The following is a 17,516-nucleotide window of genomic DNA, read 5'->3' as shown; positions in this document are numbered from 1 at the left end:
AAAAAGTTACCAGTTAGAAAAAATGCGGTTAAAAATTTCGTCGGTTAAGTTTTGTACAACAAGATCGGTTAAGGATGCTTCGGCCTGGTTTAACGAAAGACTTGCAGAAAAATCGAAGTTGCGTGTAAAGTCTGTTTCAAAACTTTTCTTATCGTCGATACGGTTTTTAAAGATGATGTGCACCGTTACGTTTAAACGGTTTGTTGCAGCCTGCTGATTGGATATACCCGATGTTGTTACATAGTAATCGGTAATTTGTCCGCTGATATCGTAATGCGCTTCATCGTTATTGGTTTGTGATAATCTTGTTTGATTGACTACTTTCTGACGAAGTTTATCGGTTAACCGTTGGCTGAGATTTGGATTGATGATTTTTGCACGGTTATCGATATAACTGATACGAACCGTTTTTGCTTCGGGCTCTATTGAAACATCTTTAAAGGAATAGCAGGAGGAAAGGATGTACGAGGTAAGAAGTACGAGGTACGAAACAGTTGCCAACTTGTAAAGCTTTACAAATTGCGGAGTACCGTACTTTGTACTTTGTGCTTTGTACTTTGGATTTTTATTAAAGTTCTTCAATATCATACTCCTTCAATTTTCTGTACAGTGTGCGTTCGCTGATGCCCAAGTCGAGTGCAGCATCTCTACGTTTGCTTTTATGTTTCTTCAGTGCTTTAATGATGAGTTCTTTTTCTTTATCCATGATGTTGAGACTTTCTTCCACCTCCACATGTTCATGAATATCGCCATTGCTGCCAATGATCATTGGTTGATTTGGTTGCACCGGACTCAATACCGGTTGCGGGGCAACTTCCATCGGCTTATGTTCCGGCATCAATGTTTCATTAAAAAAATTGCCAGGCATTTGTACGGCAGTACCACCGTGCTGCAACACTTCTAAAAACATTTTCTTCAGCTCGGTTACATCACGCTTCATATCGAAAAAGAGCTTGTATAAAATCTCCCGTTCGTTGGCAAATTCTGTTCCGCTTCCGGCAACCGGTTGTTGATGCGCCAATACCGGAAGACGGTTAAAGCTACGTTCGGGTAAAAACACAGTCAGATCTTTCGATGAAACAATTTTATTGATCGAAAGAACTGAGATCTGCTCTGCAATATTCTTCAATTCCCGCACATTACCGGGGAAAGGATAACTGATTAACAGATTTTTCGCATCCTCTTCCAGTTGTACGGGTGTTGTTTTATAACGTTCAGCAAAATCAACCGAAAACTTACGGAAAAGGAGTGGAATATCTTCTTTCCTGTCTCGCAATGCAGGTACACGAATGGGCACTGTATTTAAACGATAGTAGAGATCTTCTCTGAACTTATTGGTTTGTGTGTACTCCAGTAGTTCTTTATTGGTAGCTGCAATAACACGTACATCGGTCTTTTGCACTTTCGATGAACCTACACGTATGAACTCACCTGTTTCCAATACACGCAGCAAACGAGCCTGTGTGCCCAATGGCATTTCACCAATTTCATCAAGGAAAATAGTACCGCCGTTTACTGTTTCAAAATAACCTTTACGTGTATCTACCGCACCGGTAAACGAACCTTTTTCATGACCAAACAATTCCGAATCAATCGTTCCTTCGGGTATAGCACCACAGTTAACCGCAATAAACGGGTTGTGTTTGCGTGCCGATAAGGAATGAATGATCTGCGAAAACACTTCTTTACCTACACCACTTTCTCCATTGATCAATACCGTTAAATCCGTTGCACTCACCTGCACTGCCACATTCAACGCATGGTTGAGGGCGGGGGAGTTACCAATAATGCCAAACCTGTTCTTTATTGTTTGTAAATCCATGATTGTTATTTTTCAATTACAGCAAGCAACGTTCCTTTGGTGCAGTCGGTTACAGTTACATTGATGTAATCGCCTTTCTTTAAATCGTACTGCTCTTTTGCAAATACAATTACTTTGTTTTGTGAGTTGCGGCCCATCCACGCATTTGCATCTTTTTTGCTTTCGCCTTCTATCAATACTTTGTAGGTGCGGCCAACATCCCGTTTGTTACTGTCTAATGAAAGATAGTATTGCTTATCTACGATCTCCTGCAAACGACGTTTCTTCACATCTTCCGGCACATCATCTTTATAACGGCGTGCTGCCAACGTTCCCGGACGCTCACTGTAGAAGAACATATAGCTGTAATCGTATTGGCTGTAATCCATAATACTCAATGTATCCTGGTGTTCTTCTTCCGTTTCAGAACAAAAGCCTGCAATGATATCGGAACTGATACCGCAATCGGGAATAATTTCCTTAATGCGATCCACTTTCTTCATGTACCATTCACGGGTGTAGGTTCTGTTCATCAGCTGCAGCACACGTGTGTTACCACTTTGCACCGGCAGATGAATATAGTTGCAGATGTTTTCATACTTCGCCATTACATGCAGCACTTCATCGGTAATATCTTTCGGGTGCGAAGTTGAAAAACGAACACGCAGATCGGGAGAGATCAGCGCCACACGTTCCATAAGGTTGGCGAATGAAACCGTCTCATTACTCTTTTCATCCACAAAATAATAGCTGTCTACATTCTGCCCGAGCAAGGTTACTTCACGAAAGCCACGATCAAACAGATCCTGTGCTTCGGCAACAATTGATTGTGCATCACGACTACGTTCTCTGCCTCGTGTAAACGGTACCACGCAAAAACTGCACATATTATTACAGCCACGCATGATAGAGATAAATGCACTTACACCATTGCTTTCCAAACGCACCGGCGAAATATCAGCATAAGTTTCATCACGGCTCAGCAATACATTCACCGATTTTTGTCCACCTTCTGCTTCTACAATCAAGCCGGGCAATGTGCGGTAAGCATCGGGGCCAACCACCATATCCACCAGCTTTTCTTCTTCCAGCAGGTTTGCTTTTAAACGTTCGGCCATACAGCCCAGTACACCTACCAGCATTCCGGGTTTGCGCATTTTAGCTTTGCGGAATTCGGTAAGGCGTTTGCGGATAGTTTGCTCGGCCTTTTCCCTGATGGAACAGGTGTTGAGCAAAACCAAGTCGGCTTCTTCCATATCACGTGTGGCACCATAGCCCGCACTATTGAGGATGCTGGCTACAATTTCGCTGTCGCTGAAATTCATCTGGCAGCCATAGCTTTCGATATAAAACTTCTTTTTGTATTGATTGGGGTCGTTGGCAAAAGGCGCATAAGCTTCACCTTGACGGCTTTCGTCGTGTACCTTGTTGTCTGTCATCAGATCCATCATATTCATTCGCAAATTGAGCAGGCAAAGTTAGCGAAAGAATCCCGAAGTAGTGACAGATTGACAGCAAAAGATACCGCTGATGGAATAGCAAGCCTGTTGAGTAGCTTTGAAAATTATCTTTACTCAAAATCAACCCTTTCATTTGAGATTTAGTTTCCTTTTTATCATTCTAACCTTGATTTCCTGCTTAGTAAGCGCCCAACAGCTTAAAAAAGACGGGCTGCTTGTTGGAACAGTTATCGATACAAGCAACCAGAAAGCTGTGATGGGAGCTACCGTTGCGGCCATTCCTTATACCGATACAAGCAGGCAAACTGTGTTTTTAACCGATAAAAACGGGGGCTTCCATTTAGCGAACCTGCAATTGGGCTATTACAAAATTCGTATCAGTGCTGTTGGTTACCGTACATTGACCATCGATAGTATTCATCTGCGTACAGACCGGGCTGATTTTAACTTGAACGATATTTCGCTCAGCAACCAATCGGTTGAGCTTTCGGAGGTGGTGATCTTTGTAGAGAAACCTTTGATCGAATCGAAGGAAGGAAATATCACGTTCAACGTTGGCGAAAGTGCTTTGAGCAATGGCAGCACCGCTACCGAATTGCTGAAGCAAACGCCACTTGTAACAACCGATGCCGATGGAAAAATTGCAGTGCGTGGCAAAGAACCCAAGATTTTAATTGATGATAAACCTGTTGAATTAAATGCACAACAACTGCAGGACTTATTGGAAAGTATGCCCGGCAGTATGATTGAAAAAATTGAAGTACTCACTAACCCTCCACCACAATACGCAAACGAACAGGGAGGGGTAATTAATATTGTAACAAAAAAAGGAAGAGTAGGCTTTGGTGCAAGAGTGAATTTGTATGCCGGTACAAGAGGACAAACAGGCATCAGTACCAACTTCAACTACCGCAGGCAAGGCTTTGCTGTAAACCTGAATGCCGGTGTTGGTTACAACGAATTTCAAACAGATGGTTACAGCAACCGCACCAATATTTACAAAGACTCCAGCAATCAGTTGAATACAATCAACAGCTCGTTCAACAAAAGTATACGACCAAACCTCCGGTTAAATATTGATTACGAAGCAAACAAATGGAACAGCTTCAACTTTGTTGCACAGTACAACCAAAGCAACAGTAATAACAGTGGATTTAACCGTTATACCAATATCGATCGCTTCAACAATATTTCGAGATTAAGTGAACGTACTATTGCTTCGGAAGCTGCCAATCAAAATCCATCGATCAACTTTACGTACATCCACAAAAGCAAAAGACCAGGTGAATCGATACGGTTGATCTCTGCTGCGAACTTTGGTTGGAGCAGGAACACACGTAATTATTTTCAGGAATTTCTCTACGCCGATAATACACCCACAGGAGTTGACAGTACACAACGGCAAACAAACAAAACCAAATCGAACGGGTATAGTGTTAACATTATTTACGACAGGCAGCTGAGTAATAAGAAAACAAGTCTTTCAACAGGTGTTGCTTATTATCGAACAAACAGCGATGTGCTGCTAGTAACAGAGTTTATGAAAAAACCGGAGTACACATTCTTAAAGTCAGATCTGTTGAGTAATGATTTCATGTTTCACCAGGACATCATCAGTGCTCGGTTATCGATGAAACATATTTTTAAACCGGGCTTTTCGGTAACAGCAGGTTCAGCAGTTGAGCAAACGAATTTTTTGTTTGAATTATTCAGAGATCAGAAAACAGAATACAACCGCTATTTAAACTTTCTGCCTTTTGCTAACGTAAATCGAAGCTGGAAGGATGGAACCAATCTTACATTCTCTTACCGGAGAACAATGCGGCGCCCCGGCATTGGCGAATTAAATCCCGCTATTGACTATGGTGATCCTTACAACCTCCGTTATGGCAATCCTGATCTGTTGCCATCACAATCGCATACGTTCGATCTGGTAGCAGGTAAAACAAAAAGCAAGTATTTCACAAACATCAGCATTGGTTACAACCTGGTTGAAGATGTATTCAGCCAGATACGTACGCTGCAAACCGATGGCAAAACAATTGTTACATGGAATAATGTAAGCAACCGACAGGAGTTTGAAGCAAGTACATGGGCAGGACTTACCATCAGTCGTAAATTAAGAGCTAATTTAAGTGCCAGCTATTCGTACAACAAATACGATGCATACGATAAACTGGTGCGTAAGTTTCGGGATGGCGGAACATTTACTTCCAACTTCAGCACCAACTATAATCCCAACGACTTGTGGACGTTTACCGGGGCATTTTCACTTAACCGTTTTGCCAATCCGCAGGGAACTGTGCGCAGCAATATTTCGATGAACATTGGAGCACAACGAAAACTGTTTAAGAAAAAGATCATTGTTTCCATCAATACAACCGATCCCTTCATTCAACAGAACAACAGGGTATTTACCTACGGACCGAATTTTAATTTAGAAAGTTACAGCCGCACACAAACAAGAAATTATCGCATTACACTCAGTTATAATTTTAATAAAACATCCACTGTTAAACGTAAAACAGCGGATGTACTGAAGACGATTAAGAAATAATGCGAATGTTCTATTTCCGTACAAAACGCATTACAGCCACATCATCAATTAAAAAGTTGAGAGTGTTATCATCGCTTAATGCATAGCGGTTTACTTTCTTCAACATTTCGGTAAATGTTTTTTCTCCATTGCCGGGGCAGGCCATCATGGTTGAAATGCCGGGTGTAAACTTTATGGTATTGCCGTTAATACTGTATTTGCTGCTGAAACCATTGCAACCGGTATTGCCGTTTATCTGGCTGTTAGCTAAATCGAAACGGATAAACGGTTTCTTTTCCGGGTATAATCCGTCAAATGCAATGCGGATACCGGAGATATAATTCAATTCCCAATTGCCTTCAAGTTTAGCAAGTGCAGCATCAACAGATGCAAACTTTACAAGCAGTTTATCTTCTTCATAGAAATAAAGTGTTTGGTTACGGATAATCCATTTGCTTGTTTTATTCAAAGCGACAAGAAAATCTGACTCCATATTGCCTGTATTTAAACAAGCCATTTTAGTTACAGCCAAAGGAGAAAATTTAATCACATTATCCTTCTGCAATTCAAAACGGCCATTCAATCGGTTACAGCCGGTAAATCCTGCAACAGAGTTCACCTGGCCGGAAGTAAATAACAGATGTGCCGCTTTTGCATTATCGCCCAAGCTAACCGGCTTACTGTTTAATTCGGTTACATACCACCGATACATGTATAAATATTCGCTTCCTTCACTTACAACAGGAGCAGCAATGGTGGGAGGGTTTACTACTTCGCCGGAAGAAGGAGTTGATGTATTTGTTTTACTCGTTTTACAAGAAAAAGCCTGAATAAGAAATAAAGCAAGCGCCGGGACAAAAAGTTTATAATTCATGTTCTGTTTTTTTGTTGATGCTATTATTAATTCTTTTACACAAGCGCAGGTAATGTTGTTATCTTTTTGGCAATCTGTTAGCAATTATAGAACTATTAAGGTAAGCATTCTTGCTGCAAGCGTTAACTATGCGTTGCGAAGTACGGAATAAACTTACGCATGAGTCTATTCTTACCATCAATAAAATTGTATTTGTAAATGTAGATGAGGAGGGTTAACCTGCTCCTCATGGTAAAACAGAAATCACTTACGTAAAAGACAGGATTAAATAAACAGCTTAAAACAAAAACAACCGAAAGCAAAGCCTTCGGTTGTTTTTGTAATGAAGTTTATTCCTCATCGTCTTCTTCGTAATAAGCATCCTGACTGTAATACAATTTTTCCCAGGCGGCAACAGCCTGATCATCTAAACACTCAACAATGTCGAGTATCGGATCAGCTTTTTTCTTCCACACAATTTCTTCGCCTTCTGCAAAAGAAGAAGTACAAACTGCATAATCACTTTTAAAATGCAGCTTAATAAGCTTGATCGGTTCCTCTTCTTTTTCCTGAATAAGGTAATAGCACCCTGCCTCTAACAATTCGTACGTAAACATAGCTCTCTCCGTTTAAAAAATTCAACAATAGGTTCTTCAGAATGTAATGGGTAGAAACGTGTACCGGGCGGGGTTTGTAAGTACGGGTTAAGTACAAAACAAATGTACCACGTTTCATTGTTGGCAGAGCTGTTAATCTGTCACAAACGGGGCTTTCACAAAAAATTAATTGAGCACTATTGTAAACCAACGGCTTACACTTAATCGAGTTCGGTTATGGTTATTTTCTTGCCTTCGAAGCTGATCTGCAGGGTTTTAAACGAACGAACCGGCTTTCCGTTGTTGATGGCGGGTTCCCATTCGTACATGTCCATCCAGGCTTTTAGTTTGGCCATATCGGGACGCACATTGCTGTTGGGCCGCACTTCGTAGGTGCAAGGCTTACCATCACTGTTAACCAGCAGGCTGATGGTTATTTTTCCACCTGCCCTTTTTTGGGTGTAATCGTCGAAGAATTTTTCAAGATGCGATTCAAGAGAAGGTTTTTTGGTTTTCCATTTGGCTGTTTGTTGCACACGTACCACCACATCGTCGAAGGGATTTGCGCCAAATTGAACACAGCTGTCGAGTTTATAAACTTCCTGTTGCTGCTGAGCGGTTACAGATAGGCCAACGAAAAGAAGGATAAAGGATAAGTATATTTTCATAGCATAAATATAATAAAGCAGCCTTAAGCGTGGCTTAAGGCTGCGAATAAATTTATCGGAAAAGGACGATTTGCTTACCCTTCGTGTTTGCGGTTGAGCATCCAGATGAAAAACGCAATCAGGAAAATACCAATACCCACACCACCGAAAATGAGTGCAGTCAGCACTTTTTGCGCACCTGTTGACAATACCATTGATAAAGCAATTACCAGGTAAACGATGTAAATGGTAAGAAGGGTATAAATCTTTTTGTCCATGATTGTGATTTTGTTGCTGCGAAATTGAGAAATAAATAGTTACAGGCCAAAAATTATTCACAGGGTTGTGAACAAATTTGGGAATGGGATGGGAGGTGTGTTTTGTTATATTTGCCCGTTCCGGTGAAGAAGGAAGTACGAGGTAGGAGTTACGAAGTACGATATGAGCAGTTGCCCGGCATTGTACTCCTGTACAAGGGTGCGACGCCAATGCAGCCGATAGACATTCTGCTGCCGGTAACAAAAACTAAGAACTGAAAACTATAAACATCTCAATGGCTGAAGAAAAAAAGAATTTGTTTGATTACGACGAGAGCTCCATTAAAACCCTCGACTGGCAGGAACATATTCGTTTGCGCCCCGGTATGTACATTGGTAAACTGGGCGATGGCAGCAGTGCCGACGATGGTATTTATGTGTTGCTGAAAGAGGTGGTGGATAACTGTATTGATGAACACACGATGGGCTATGGCAAATCGGTCGACATTGCTATTGAAAAAGGAACGGTAACTGTGCGTGACTATGGCCGTGGTATTCCGTTGGGTAAAGTAGTGGATGTGGTGAGCAAGATCAACACCGGTGCCAAGTACGATAGCAAAGTGTTTCAGAAATCGGTTGGTTTGAATGGTGTGGGTACAAAAGCGGTAAATGCATTGAGCAGTTATTTTAAAGTAACCGCTTTTCGTGATGGCAAACAAAAGACCGCCGAGTTTCAAAAAGGTATTTTAACCAAAGAGCATAAAGAAGAAAAAACAACCGAAGGCAACGGAACAGAAGTGTTGTTTGTTCCTGACGATTCGGTCTTTAAAAATTATCACTATATCCATGAGTACATGGATAACCAGTTCTGGAACTATTGTTACCTCAACGCTGGATTAGTGATCAACTTCAATGGAAAGAAATACGTTTCGAAAAATGGTTTGCTCGATCTGTTGCAACGCAAAACCAACGAAGATGAATTGCGTTATCCCATCATTCATTTGAAAGGCGAGGATATTGAAATTGCCATTACACACGAAAATCAATACGGCGAAGAGTATTACTCGTTTGTAAACGGACAGTTCACTACACAAGGTGGTACGCACTTGGCTGCTTTCCGTGAAGGCTTTGTAAAAACCATTCGTGAGTTTTACAAAAAAGATTATGATGCGGCTGATATACGTGGCAGCATTTGTGCAGCCATCAGCGTACGTGTACAGGAACCGGTATTTGAAAGTCAGACGAAAACAAAGCTTGGTTCAAACGTGGTATATGAAGGCGGTCCGACGATGAAAAACTTTGTCGGCGACTTTCTTGCACGTGACCTTGATCTGTTCCTGCATAAAAATCCATCGGTTGCTGAAGCGTTGAAAAAACGTATTGAGCAAAATGAAAAAGAAAGGAAAGAATTAGCAGGTATTAAAAAACTGGCAAACGAGCGTGCGAAGAAAGCCAACCTGCACAATAAGAAATTAAGAGACTGTCGTTTTCATTACAACGATGAAGCTACAGGCAAGGATAAAGATAAAGTTATTGAGAAGCAGAAAGAGACCACCATTTTTATTACCGAAGGTGACAGTGCGAGTGGTAGCATTACCAAAAGCCGCAATGTTGAAACGCAGGCGGTGTTCAGTTTGCGTGGTAAGCCGCTTAACTGTTATGGCTTAACAAAAAAAGTGGTGTACGAAAATGAAGAGTTCAACCTGTTGCAACATGCGTTGAACATTGAAGACAACTACGAAGATCTCCGCTACAACAATATTGTGATTGCTACCGATGCTGATGTGGATGGTATGCATATCCGTTTGTTGTTGATGACTTTCTTCCTGCAATTCTTTCCTGACTTAGTGAAGAACGGGCACGTGTTTATTTTAGAAACACCATTGTTTCGTGTGCGCAATAAACAGGAAACCATTTATTGTTATGATGAAGGAGAGAAGCAGGCTGCAGTAAAAAAACTCGGCGGTAAACCGGAGATCACACGCTTTAAAGGTTTGGGTGAGATCAGTCCCGAAGAGTTTGGTCGTTTTATTGGTGCAGAAATGCGCAAAGAGCCGGTGATGTTATTACCTGAAACACATATACAGCAGGTGCTGGAATATTATATGGGTAAGAATACTCCCGACAGACAGGAGTTTATTATCGACAACCTGAAAGTGGAACTGGATAAAGTAGAAGAAACAGTGTAAATAATGATCGTCACTGCGAGGAACGAAGCAGTCTGTTGAGATTGCTTCGCCAAATACAAGGCTCGCAATGACGTTCTTCGTAATTAAAATGATTTGATTGAATGTTTGAATTTCACGCCGACCGGAAACGTTACTTCGACATACAGATACTGAACACAGAAAAGTATGTGTTGCCTTTTATTGAGAAAGTATTCTCTTTAAAACCGGGTATGCGTGTATTGGAGATTGGTTGCGGTGAAGGTGGTGTGTTGAAAGCATTTGTTGACAGAGGTTGCACAGGTGTAGGTATTGAGCTGGATGAAAGCCGTTTGGTGAATGCAAGAGAATGGATGAAAGCTGAAATTGCAGAAGGCAAGATCACTTTTCATTCAAAAGATATTTACAAAGCAACCGATGCCGATTTTGGTGGTGCATTTGATGTAATTGTTTTGAAGGATGTAATTGAACACATCCACGATCAGCCAAAGTTGATCGAGTGGATGAAAAGTTTTTTGACAACAAATGGTGTAATCTTCTTTGGTTTTCCGCCCTGGTATATGCCATTTGGTGGTCATCAGCAGATCAATAAAGGAAAGTGGTTGAGCAAAATTCCTTACTATCATTTGCTGCCAACGCCTATTTACAAATGGTTGTTGAAATCGAATGGAGAGAACTGGGAAGAAATGCTGGAGATAAAAGAAACAGGTATTTCCATTGAGCGTTTCGAACGTATCTGCAAGGAGAAAGGATACAACCTCATCAACAAAACACATTTTTTAATTAACCCAATCTATGAATACAAGTTTGGCTGGAAACCGAAAGAACAGTTTGGTTTGGTGAAAGCCCTTCCGTTTGTACGGAACTTTTTCACCACTTGTGTTTATTATCTGATACAGGCAAAACAGAATTAGATTTTATGATACATATTGTTTTTAACGAAGCTGATATTGACGTACTGCAAAAAGCCATTGAACTGGATGAAACATTACAAGGCGAAGTGTTGCAGGTGGAAGATGATTATGCTGTTGGTCCGCTGAAGGACATATACACAGAAGAAGGAATTACTGCACGCCGTGCATGGTGGAAAGAAGTGTTGACCGGCACCGATCTTGAAAAGAAAGTAGATGAAGGTGATGTGGATGACAACAAGCTCATCGCTTTTATTGTTGAGCGTTTGCAGAAAGATGAAGAAGAGAAAGTTTGGATATGGGCTGCACAGAACAAACACGATGTGAGCGGTTATTACTGGCTTATCAGTCAGCTGAAAGATTTCCAGGGCCGCATTTATATTTTGTACCTGAACAATCTGCCGTTCATTAATGAAAAAGGACAGTTGTTTTACCCGGAGTGGATCAGCACTATTCAGCCGAAGGAAATGACCAAAGCCAAAAAGCTTGCACGCCTTGTTACACCGAGTGAATTTGAGGTTGATCCGGATGAGTGGACCAAACTCTGCAACGAAGAAAAAGGAGTGCGTTTATTGGAAGGTGGTAAAAAGCTTGGACAAAAGGATTATGATTTTTACGATGCTGATCTGAAGAATTTTATTACAGGTGATTGGCAGAAAGCAAGTAAAGTCATCAACCAGTTTTTAAGTAAGAACAAACACACTACCGGTGATATGTATGTGCTGTGGCGAATCAAACAACTCATTGCAACAGATTTATACGATGTGCAAGGAGAGTTGAAGAATATGAAAGATTTTGAGTTGAAGAAAAAGTCGGGACAGTTGTTTGAAACAGCACAGCCGGCTGAACAATAATTGAATCAGAAAGTCCAAGCATGAAGACAATACTTAAACTGGAAGAGCTGGCGATGCTGTTGGTAAGCATCGCATTGCTTTACATTTCAACTGTAGAGTGGTGGTGGTATTTGTTGATGTTTATTGGTCCGGATATAAGCATGCTTGGATATTTGGCAGGAAATAAAACAGGAGCAATCCTGTACAACATCTTTCACCATAAAGCAATTGCAATATTGGTCATTGCAGTATCACTTGTATTAAAACTGCAGTTTCCTTTCTTCGACTCCGACCCGTTTATTCAGGCCGGTATTGTTTTGTTCGGTCATTCATCAATGGACAGGGTATTCGGTTATGGTTTGAAATATGAAAACGGATTTAAGTTTACGCATTTAGGTGAAATAGGAAAGAAGTAATAGCAAGATGTTGATCCCCTCTTGGGAGGGGTGACAAGTTGATGAACTGAATTACCAACCGATGAAGTGAGTGACACAACAGAAGCATAATAGTAGTACAAAAGCTAAGTACACAAATTGATTTTAAGAAATGAGTGCATCTAAAAAGAAAGAAAATGTTTTTGACAACGATGGCGGTATCCAGGGACAGTATAAAAACTGGTTTCTCGATTATGCATCGTATGTAATTCTGGAGCGTGCCGTACCTGCCATTGAAGATGGTTTGAAGCCGGTGCAACGCCGTATCCTGCATGCCATGAAAGAAATGGATGATGGTCGCTTTAACAAAGTGGCGAACATCATTGGTCAGGCGATGCAGTATCACCCGCATGGTGATGCAAGTATTGGCGACGCATTGGTGAACATGGGACAAAAAGATCTGCTGGTTGAAACGCAGGGTAACTGGGGCGATGTACGAACAGGTGATGATGCGGCTGCAGCTCGTTACATTGAAGCACGTTTATCAAAATTTGCATTGGATGTTGCATTCAACAACAAAACAATTGAATGGCAATTGAGCTACGACGGTCGTAAGAACGAACCCGTAGTGTTGCCGATGAAGTTCCCGTTGTTGCTTGCGCAGGGTGCAGATGGTATCGCTGTTGGTCTTTCAACAAAAATTCTTCCGCATAACTTTTGCGAACTCATTGATGCGTCTATTAAATCGTTGCGTGGCAAACGTTTTGAACTGTTGCCCGATTTTCAAACAGGCGGCATGATCGATGCCAGCAATTACAACGATGGTAAGCGTGGTGGTAAAGTGAGAGTGCGTGCACATATTGAAGAGTTCGATAAAAAAACATTGCTGATTAAAGATGTGCCTTACGGTGTTACCACAACGCAGTTGATGGAAAGCATTGTAAAAGCAAATGACCAGGGAAAGATCAAGATCAAAAAAGTAACGGATAATACCGCAGCAGAAGTTGAGATACAGGTTGATCTTGCGCCCGGTATTTCGCCCGATATTACCATTGATGCATTGTATGCATTTACTGATTGTGAAGTTTCTATTTCGCCCAATGCATGCGTGATCGTCAATGACAAACCACAATTCTTATCTGCAAGTGATTTGTTGAAATTCTCAGCAGAGCAGACAAAAGAATTGCTGAAGAAAGAACTGGAGATCAAGCTGGGTGAGCTGCAGGAGAAATGGCATTATACTTCACTCGAAAAAATATTCTTCGAAGAACAGATTTACAAAGAGCTGGAGAAGAAACATGAAACATGGGATAAAGTAATTGAAGCAATTGATAAAGCATTTGTTCCATTCAAAAAACACCTGAAGCGTGATATAACAAGAGAAGATATTCTGAAGCTCACGGAAAAACCTGTGCGTCGTATCTATCGTTTGGATATTGCTGAACTCAACGAACAGATCAAAGGACTGGAAGCAGATATCAAGCAGGTGAAATACGATCTTGATAACATCGTTGATTTTGCTGTTGCATACTATGAAAACCTGTTAAAGAAATATGGTAAAGGCCGTGAGCGTAAAACGGAGATCAAACCATTTGAAGTGATCCAGGTGAAACAAGTAGCTATTGCCAACACCAAATTGTACATGAACCGTGAAGATGGTTTTGTTGGTACATCGCTGAAGAAAGATGAGTTCATTACAGATTGTTCCGACTTTGATGATATCATCGTGTTTACCAAACGTGGTATTATGAAAGTGGTGAAGGTGAGCGATAAAGCGTACATCGGCAAAGACATTATACATGCTGCCGTTTTCCAGAAGAATGATGAACGTACTACGTACAACATGATCTATGCTGACGGAAAAACAGGTATCAGCTATGCCAAGCGTTTTAATGTAACCGGTGTTACACGTGATAAGGAATATGATCTCACCAAAGGCGATCCGAAAAGTAAAGTGCATTACTTTACAGTGAACCCGAATGGTGAAGCAGAAGTAGTTAAAATATTATTGAGCCCAAGTGCAAGTGCCCGTATTAAAGAGTTTGATTTCTATTTTGAAGAACTCGATATTAAAGGTCGTAGCAGCATGGGTAACCAGGTGACCAAGTATGCGGTGAAGAGTGTGAAGTTTAAAGAGAAAGGCCGTGCAACATTGAGCGGTAAGAAAATGTGGTTCGATGATAAGTTTGGTCGCTTGAATACCGAAGAGAAAGGAGAGTACCTCGGCAAGTTTGAACCGGACGATCGTATTCTTGTGGTGTACAAGGATGGTAACTATGAAATTACGGATCAGGAGATGACACAGAAATTCGATCCTGAAAATATTCTGTTGATCGAGTTGTTTAAACCAGACCGGATTATTACTGCTGTTTATTTAGATAACGATAAGCTGCAATACAATGTAAAGCGTTTCAAAATTGAAACAACTACACTCAAAAACAAATTCTTCTTTATTAAAGAAGGAGCAAAGAATTATGTAGAAGCGGTAACAACAGATGAAGAACCTGTTCTCTCTGTAAAAAGCGGAAAAGGTGCACAGGTGCGTAGTGCAAAGATCAAGCTGGCGAAAGTTGCTGAGATCATGGGCTGGAAAGCAGTCGGTGCCAAGCTTACCGATTTCAACAAGAGCATTGAAATGGAATGGGTGAAAGAAGATCCGAATGCACAACCGGAGTTGTTTGAATAATATTTATTAAAAATGAATACTAAAGAGATTTTAAATGCCATCGGTACAATTGTATCTTTAATAGCAAGTATTATTGCTATTGTAGTCTTCTTGGTAAAAGGATTTGAACTTGAAGACCGAGAAATAAAAATACAAGCCACTACCTGGCAAGATTTAACAAAATCTCCTAGGATTCAGGATTTTGAAGCTTCATATTCGTTTCAAGGCAAAAAAGTTGAGGGAATATGGCTATTAACGCTAAAGTGTAAGAATGTAGGCAACAAACCAATTATCGGTTATGGGAAAAATAGCAATTTTCAAAATGACTACATTTTAATAAATATTGACTCTAATTATAGACTCTTAGCCTCTCAGCCTGTGGAAAATCAAATTCAGTCGGACTTAAAGGTTACTAATGATAATTCTGTTGCATTACGATTTCAAAAATGGAATCCAAACGAGTTACTTGTTTTGCAATTCTATCTAGAACCCAAAAAAAAGGATTCAATGATTTATCCATCACTTGCTTTTAATCATCGAGAACTTATTGACTGCAACTTTTCGTTTAGCAGTGAAATTGAAGATTATTTCATTCAACATCCATTAAATAAAGTAGCAAAAATATTTCCATTATGGAGTATTCCTTTTTTGATTGGAGGATCACTATTTAGTATAATCCTATGTTTTATGCCTCTACTCATTTTCTTAATTGTAAGTGTAAAACAAAAAATTTCATACAATTTATGGTCGAAGAATTATCTCTCTACTCTGATTAAAAAAATAGACTCAAGCATTTATGATGATATAGAAAAAACAATCTATAAAAATAACCATTCCAAAATTCCACAAGAAGTCTGGAATGAATTCAGGATTCCTAAACCTCATTTCCCAACACCAAGGCTTTTAGCTCTATTTAATCTCTTTTCGGCTTCACTAATGGCAATTATCGGTTTTTTCAACCTCGTCGTGTATTTCTCGATTTTCTTTTTGTAAAACAGAACAGCGGTTGCTTTGAAACCGCCGTTCCTGTTTAAAAGATTCTGTTAAGAGCTTTACCCGTTAACAAAAGTTTAGAAACCGTCATACATCCGTAGAAATAATTCCTGCATCTGAATGAGCAAGCAGCTACTAAAATCCTGCTACCATTTATATGAGGAAGATCTACCTGAGCTTACTTGTAGTGTTTACTACCGCAGCCATTACAACCAACGCACAAGTAAAACCTGTTATCAAAGCAGGTGTTATTCAATCAACATGGAAAGGAGAGGCCCGTCAGTCATTCGATCAGTTAATAGATAAGACTGATGGTTACATTACCACAAGAAACCGCACAGCATTTTATGTGGGTGCAGGTATTGAATTACCATTGGGCGATGTTGTTTCTCTTGAGCCTTCACTTGTTTATTCACAACGTGGTTATGGCATTAAAGGAAATCTCACCATCAACGATATGAAGATCGATGCACTGGATGCAAGAGCAACCTCACAAATGCACTACATTGATCTGCCTGTGCTGCTGAAAGTAAAGCCAGCTGCTGGTTTGCAGTTGTTTGCCGGTCCGCAGGTTTCTTACCTGGTGAAGAATAATTTACGAGCCGATGTTTCTGTACTGGGCTTTTCATTGATCAATACAGATATGGATATTACCGAGCAATTCAATCGTTGGGATGTAGGTGTAACAGGTGGTATTGGTTATGAATTTGCAAATGGTATTGGCATTACTGCAGCGTACGAAAGAGGATTTCAACGCCTGGACAAGAATCAGAACTTCAAAGCATTTAATGAAGGATATAAAGCAGGATTGACCTATCGATTCTAAATAAAAGATGTCAGTCATCTTTCAGGTGAACAGACATCAACTTATCAACTGTGAAAACCTCGGCTGATGATGCAATACCCGGCATCATCGGCTTTTATATTTTATGCTGAACCACTGTCTGGGTTCTAAAATCATCACTCATTCTTCATCATTCATCACTATCAACGATCTCTCCATAATTGATCAATAATTCTTCACCTGCTTTTATTTCACGAAGTGTTTCAAAATCTTCACCATCATTAATGGAAATAATATTTGGCGTATCGTCGTGATTGAGAAAGTTCACAATATCCATCACTTTAAAACCATAATCAGGAACATAATAAAACTCATCATCAAACAAACAATAGGTTTCAACCAACTCTTTGCTGTGTGCAGGCAATGCATCTATTTCAGTTCGTTCGATCTTTATCCATTCACCAATGTTTTTGGAGAACAGTCCTCGTTGCCCCTTTGGAATATCCCTTAACGCAAACACACCATTCCCATGAATGGGAGAAGGCTTCATCATTACCCATGTATCATGTCTCAGTTCATTCAGCAGTTGTTCTTTGGTCATACTGTAATGTATAAAAAAGCCGGCATTCGCTGGCTTGCTT

General features: G+C 40.4%; 16 protein-coding genes. 8 read left to right on the top strand and 8 right to left on the bottom strand.

The features are described 5' to 3' along the window. Positions 1-6: 6 nt before the first annotated feature. From ESA94_RS00490 to miaB, 3 genes are read right to left on the bottom strand one after another with little or no spacing between them, the layout of a single operon-like run. On the bottom strand, positions 7-588 hold the full coding sequence (locus ESA94_RS00490; RefSeq protein WP_129128905.1) for an LptE family protein: 582 nt from the start codon (positions 586-588) through the stop codon (positions 7-9). Continuing rightward, entirely contained in the window at positions 569-1,822 is a 1,254-nt protein-coding gene (locus ESA94_RS00485; RefSeq protein WP_205755880.1) for a sigma-54 interaction domain-containing protein, read from the bottom strand. The genes ESA94_RS00490 and ESA94_RS00485 overlap by 20 nt, the downstream gene beginning before the upstream one ends. Before the next feature lie 5 nt (positions 1,823-1,827). Beyond that, on the bottom strand, positions 1,828-3,240 hold the full coding sequence (gene miaB / locus ESA94_RS00480; protein ID WP_262708008.1) for a tRNA (N6-isopentenyl adenosine(37)-C2)-methylthiotransferase MiaB: 1,413 nt from the start codon (positions 3,238-3,240) through the stop codon (positions 1,828-1,830). A gap of 154 nt (positions 3,241-3,394) precedes the next feature. Here miaB and ESA94_RS00475 point away from each other — a divergent pair, with 154 nt between their 5' ends. Continuing rightward, complete coding sequence (locus ESA94_RS00475; RefSeq protein WP_129128902.1) at positions 3,395-5,818, top strand: outer membrane beta-barrel protein; 2,424 nt, start codon at positions 3,395-3,397, stop codon at positions 5,816-5,818. A gap of 10 nt (positions 5,819-5,828) precedes the next feature. Here the strand turns inward: ESA94_RS00475 and ESA94_RS00470 are convergent, their stop codons facing one another. The 4 genes from ESA94_RS00470 to ESA94_RS00450 all read right to left on the bottom strand — a co-directional run bounded on the left by ESA94_RS00470 (position 5,829) and on the right by ESA94_RS00450 (position 8,171). Next, on the bottom strand, positions 5,829-6,671 hold the full coding sequence (locus ESA94_RS00470; protein ID WP_129128901.1) for an META domain-containing protein: 843 nt from the start codon (positions 6,669-6,671) through the stop codon (positions 5,829-5,831). A gap of 329 nt (positions 6,672-7,000) precedes the next feature. After that, entirely contained in the window at positions 7,001-7,267 is a 267-nt protein-coding gene (locus tag ESA94_RS00460) for a hypothetical protein (RefSeq protein ID WP_129128900.1), read from the bottom strand. A gap of 200 nt (positions 7,268-7,467) precedes the next feature. Then, on the bottom strand, positions 7,468-7,914 hold the full coding sequence (locus ESA94_RS00455) for an energy transducer TonB (RefSeq protein ID WP_129128899.1): 447 nt from the start codon (positions 7,912-7,914) through the stop codon (positions 7,468-7,470). A 74-nt stretch (positions 7,915-7,988) separates the two neighbouring features. Next, positions 7,989-8,171: a hypothetical protein gene (locus ESA94_RS00450; RefSeq protein ID WP_129128898.1), complete on the bottom strand. Its 183-nt coding sequence runs from the start codon at positions 8,169-8,171 to the stop codon at positions 7,989-7,991. A 275-nt stretch (positions 8,172-8,446) separates the two neighbouring features. On the opposite strand from ESA94_RS00450, the gene ESA94_RS00445 reads away from it, so the two are divergent. The 7 genes from ESA94_RS00445 (at position 8,447) to ESA94_RS00415 (ending at position 16,917) form a co-directional block, all read left to right on the top strand. Continuing rightward, positions 8,447-10,339, top strand: coding sequence for a DNA topoisomerase IV subunit B (locus tag ESA94_RS00445; RefSeq protein ID WP_129128897.1), 1,893 nt, complete (start codon positions 8,447-8,449; stop codon positions 10,337-10,339). 101 nt (positions 10,340-10,440) lie between these two features. After that, complete coding sequence (locus ESA94_RS00440) at positions 10,441-11,229, top strand: class I SAM-dependent methyltransferase (RefSeq protein WP_129128896.1); 789 nt, start codon at positions 10,441-10,443, stop codon at positions 11,227-11,229. Positions 11,230-11,234: 5 nt separating this feature from the next. Then, on the top strand, positions 11,235-12,080 hold the full coding sequence (locus tag ESA94_RS00435) for a DUF1835 domain-containing protein (protein ID WP_129128895.1): 846 nt from the start codon (positions 11,235-11,237) through the stop codon (positions 12,078-12,080). Positions 12,081-12,100: 20 nt separating this feature from the next. Beyond that, positions 12,101-12,475, top strand: a complete 375-nt coding sequence (locus ESA94_RS00430; RefSeq protein ID WP_129128894.1) for a DUF4260 domain-containing protein — start codon at positions 12,101-12,103, stop codon at positions 12,473-12,475. 130 nt (positions 12,476-12,605) lie between these two features. Beyond that, complete coding sequence (locus tag ESA94_RS00425; RefSeq protein WP_129128893.1) at positions 12,606-15,119, top strand: DNA gyrase/topoisomerase IV subunit A; 2,514 nt, start codon at positions 12,606-12,608, stop codon at positions 15,117-15,119. A gap of 12 nt (positions 15,120-15,131) precedes the next feature. After that, positions 15,132-16,091, top strand: a complete 960-nt coding sequence (locus tag ESA94_RS00420; RefSeq protein ID WP_129128892.1) for a hypothetical protein — start codon at positions 15,132-15,134, stop codon at positions 16,089-16,091. A 157-nt stretch (positions 16,092-16,248) separates the two neighbouring features. Then, positions 16,249-16,917 carry a porin family protein gene (locus tag ESA94_RS00415; protein WP_129128891.1) on the top strand — a complete coding sequence of 223 codons (669 nt, stop codon included), beginning with the start codon at positions 16,249-16,251 and terminating at the stop codon, positions 16,915-16,917. Between the two features lie 148 nt (positions 16,918-17,065). Here the strand turns inward: ESA94_RS00415 and ESA94_RS00410 are convergent, their stop codons facing one another. After that, positions 17,066-17,476 carry an SET domain-containing protein gene (locus tag ESA94_RS00410; RefSeq protein WP_129128890.1) on the bottom strand — a complete coding sequence of 137 codons (411 nt, stop codon included), beginning with the start codon at positions 17,474-17,476 and terminating at the stop codon, positions 17,066-17,068. Positions 17,477-17,516 lie beyond the last annotated feature (40 nt).

The sequence above is a fragment of the Lacibacter luteus genome (assembly GCF_004118265.1).
In the GTDB taxonomy this organism is placed as follows: Bacteria; Bacteroidota; Bacteroidia; order Chitinophagales; family Chitinophagaceae; genus Lacibacter; species Lacibacter luteus.
Note: the sequence above shows the minus strand (reverse complement) of the source record. Positions and strands in the feature narration are given on the sequence as shown.

Excerpts from the sequence above, each read along its gene's own strand:
- ESA94_RS00450 (WP_129128898.1), bottom strand. The coding sequence starts at position 8,171 with ATGGACAAAAAGATTTATACCCTTCTTACCATTTACATCGTTTACCTG.
- ESA94_RS00410 (WP_129128890.1), bottom strand. The coding sequence starts at position 17,476 with ATGACCAAAGAACAACTGCTGAATGAACTGAGACATGATACATGGGTA.
- ESA94_RS00445 (WP_129128897.1), top strand. The coding sequence starts at position 8,447 with ATGGCTGAAGAAAAAAAGAATTTGTTTGATTACGACGAGAGCTCCATT.
- ESA94_RS00435 (WP_129128895.1), top strand. The coding sequence starts at position 11,235 with ATGATACATATTGTTTTTAACGAAGCTGATATTGACGTACTGCAAAAA.
- ESA94_RS00420 (WP_129128892.1), top strand. The coding sequence starts at position 15,132 with ATGAATACTAAAGAGATTTTAAATGCCATCGGTACAATTGTATCTTTA.
- miaB (WP_262708008.1), bottom strand. The coding sequence starts at position 3,240 with ATGACAGACAACAAGGTACACGACGAAAGCCGTCAAGGTGAAGCTTAT.
- ESA94_RS00430 (WP_129128894.1), top strand. The coding sequence starts at position 12,101 with ATGAAGACAATACTTAAACTGGAAGAGCTGGCGATGCTGTTGGTAAGC.
- ESA94_RS00470 (WP_129128901.1), bottom strand. The coding sequence starts at position 6,671 with ATGAATTATAAACTTTTTGTCCCGGCGCTTGCTTTATTTCTTATTCAG.
- ESA94_RS00460 (WP_129128900.1), bottom strand. The coding sequence starts at position 7,267 with ATGTTTACGTACGAATTGTTAGAGGCAGGGTGCTATTACCTTATTCAG.
- ESA94_RS00440 (WP_129128896.1), top strand. The coding sequence starts at position 10,441 with ATGTTTGAATTTCACGCCGACCGGAAACGTTACTTCGACATACAGATA.
- ESA94_RS00485 (WP_205755880.1), bottom strand. The coding sequence starts at position 1,822 with ATGGATTTACAAACAATAAAGAACAGGTTTGGCATTATTGGTAACTCC.
- ESA94_RS00455 (WP_129128899.1), bottom strand. The coding sequence starts at position 7,914 with ATGAAAATATACTTATCCTTTATCCTTCTTTTCGTTGGCCTATCTGTA.
- ESA94_RS00415 (WP_129128891.1), top strand. The coding sequence starts at position 16,249 with ATGAGGAAGATCTACCTGAGCTTACTTGTAGTGTTTACTACCGCAGCC.
- ESA94_RS00490 (WP_129128905.1), bottom strand. The coding sequence starts at position 588 with ATGATATTGAAGAACTTTAATAAAAATCCAAAGTACAAAGCACAAAGT.
- ESA94_RS00425 (WP_129128893.1), top strand. The coding sequence starts at position 12,606 with ATGAGTGCATCTAAAAAGAAAGAAAATGTTTTTGACAACGATGGCGGT.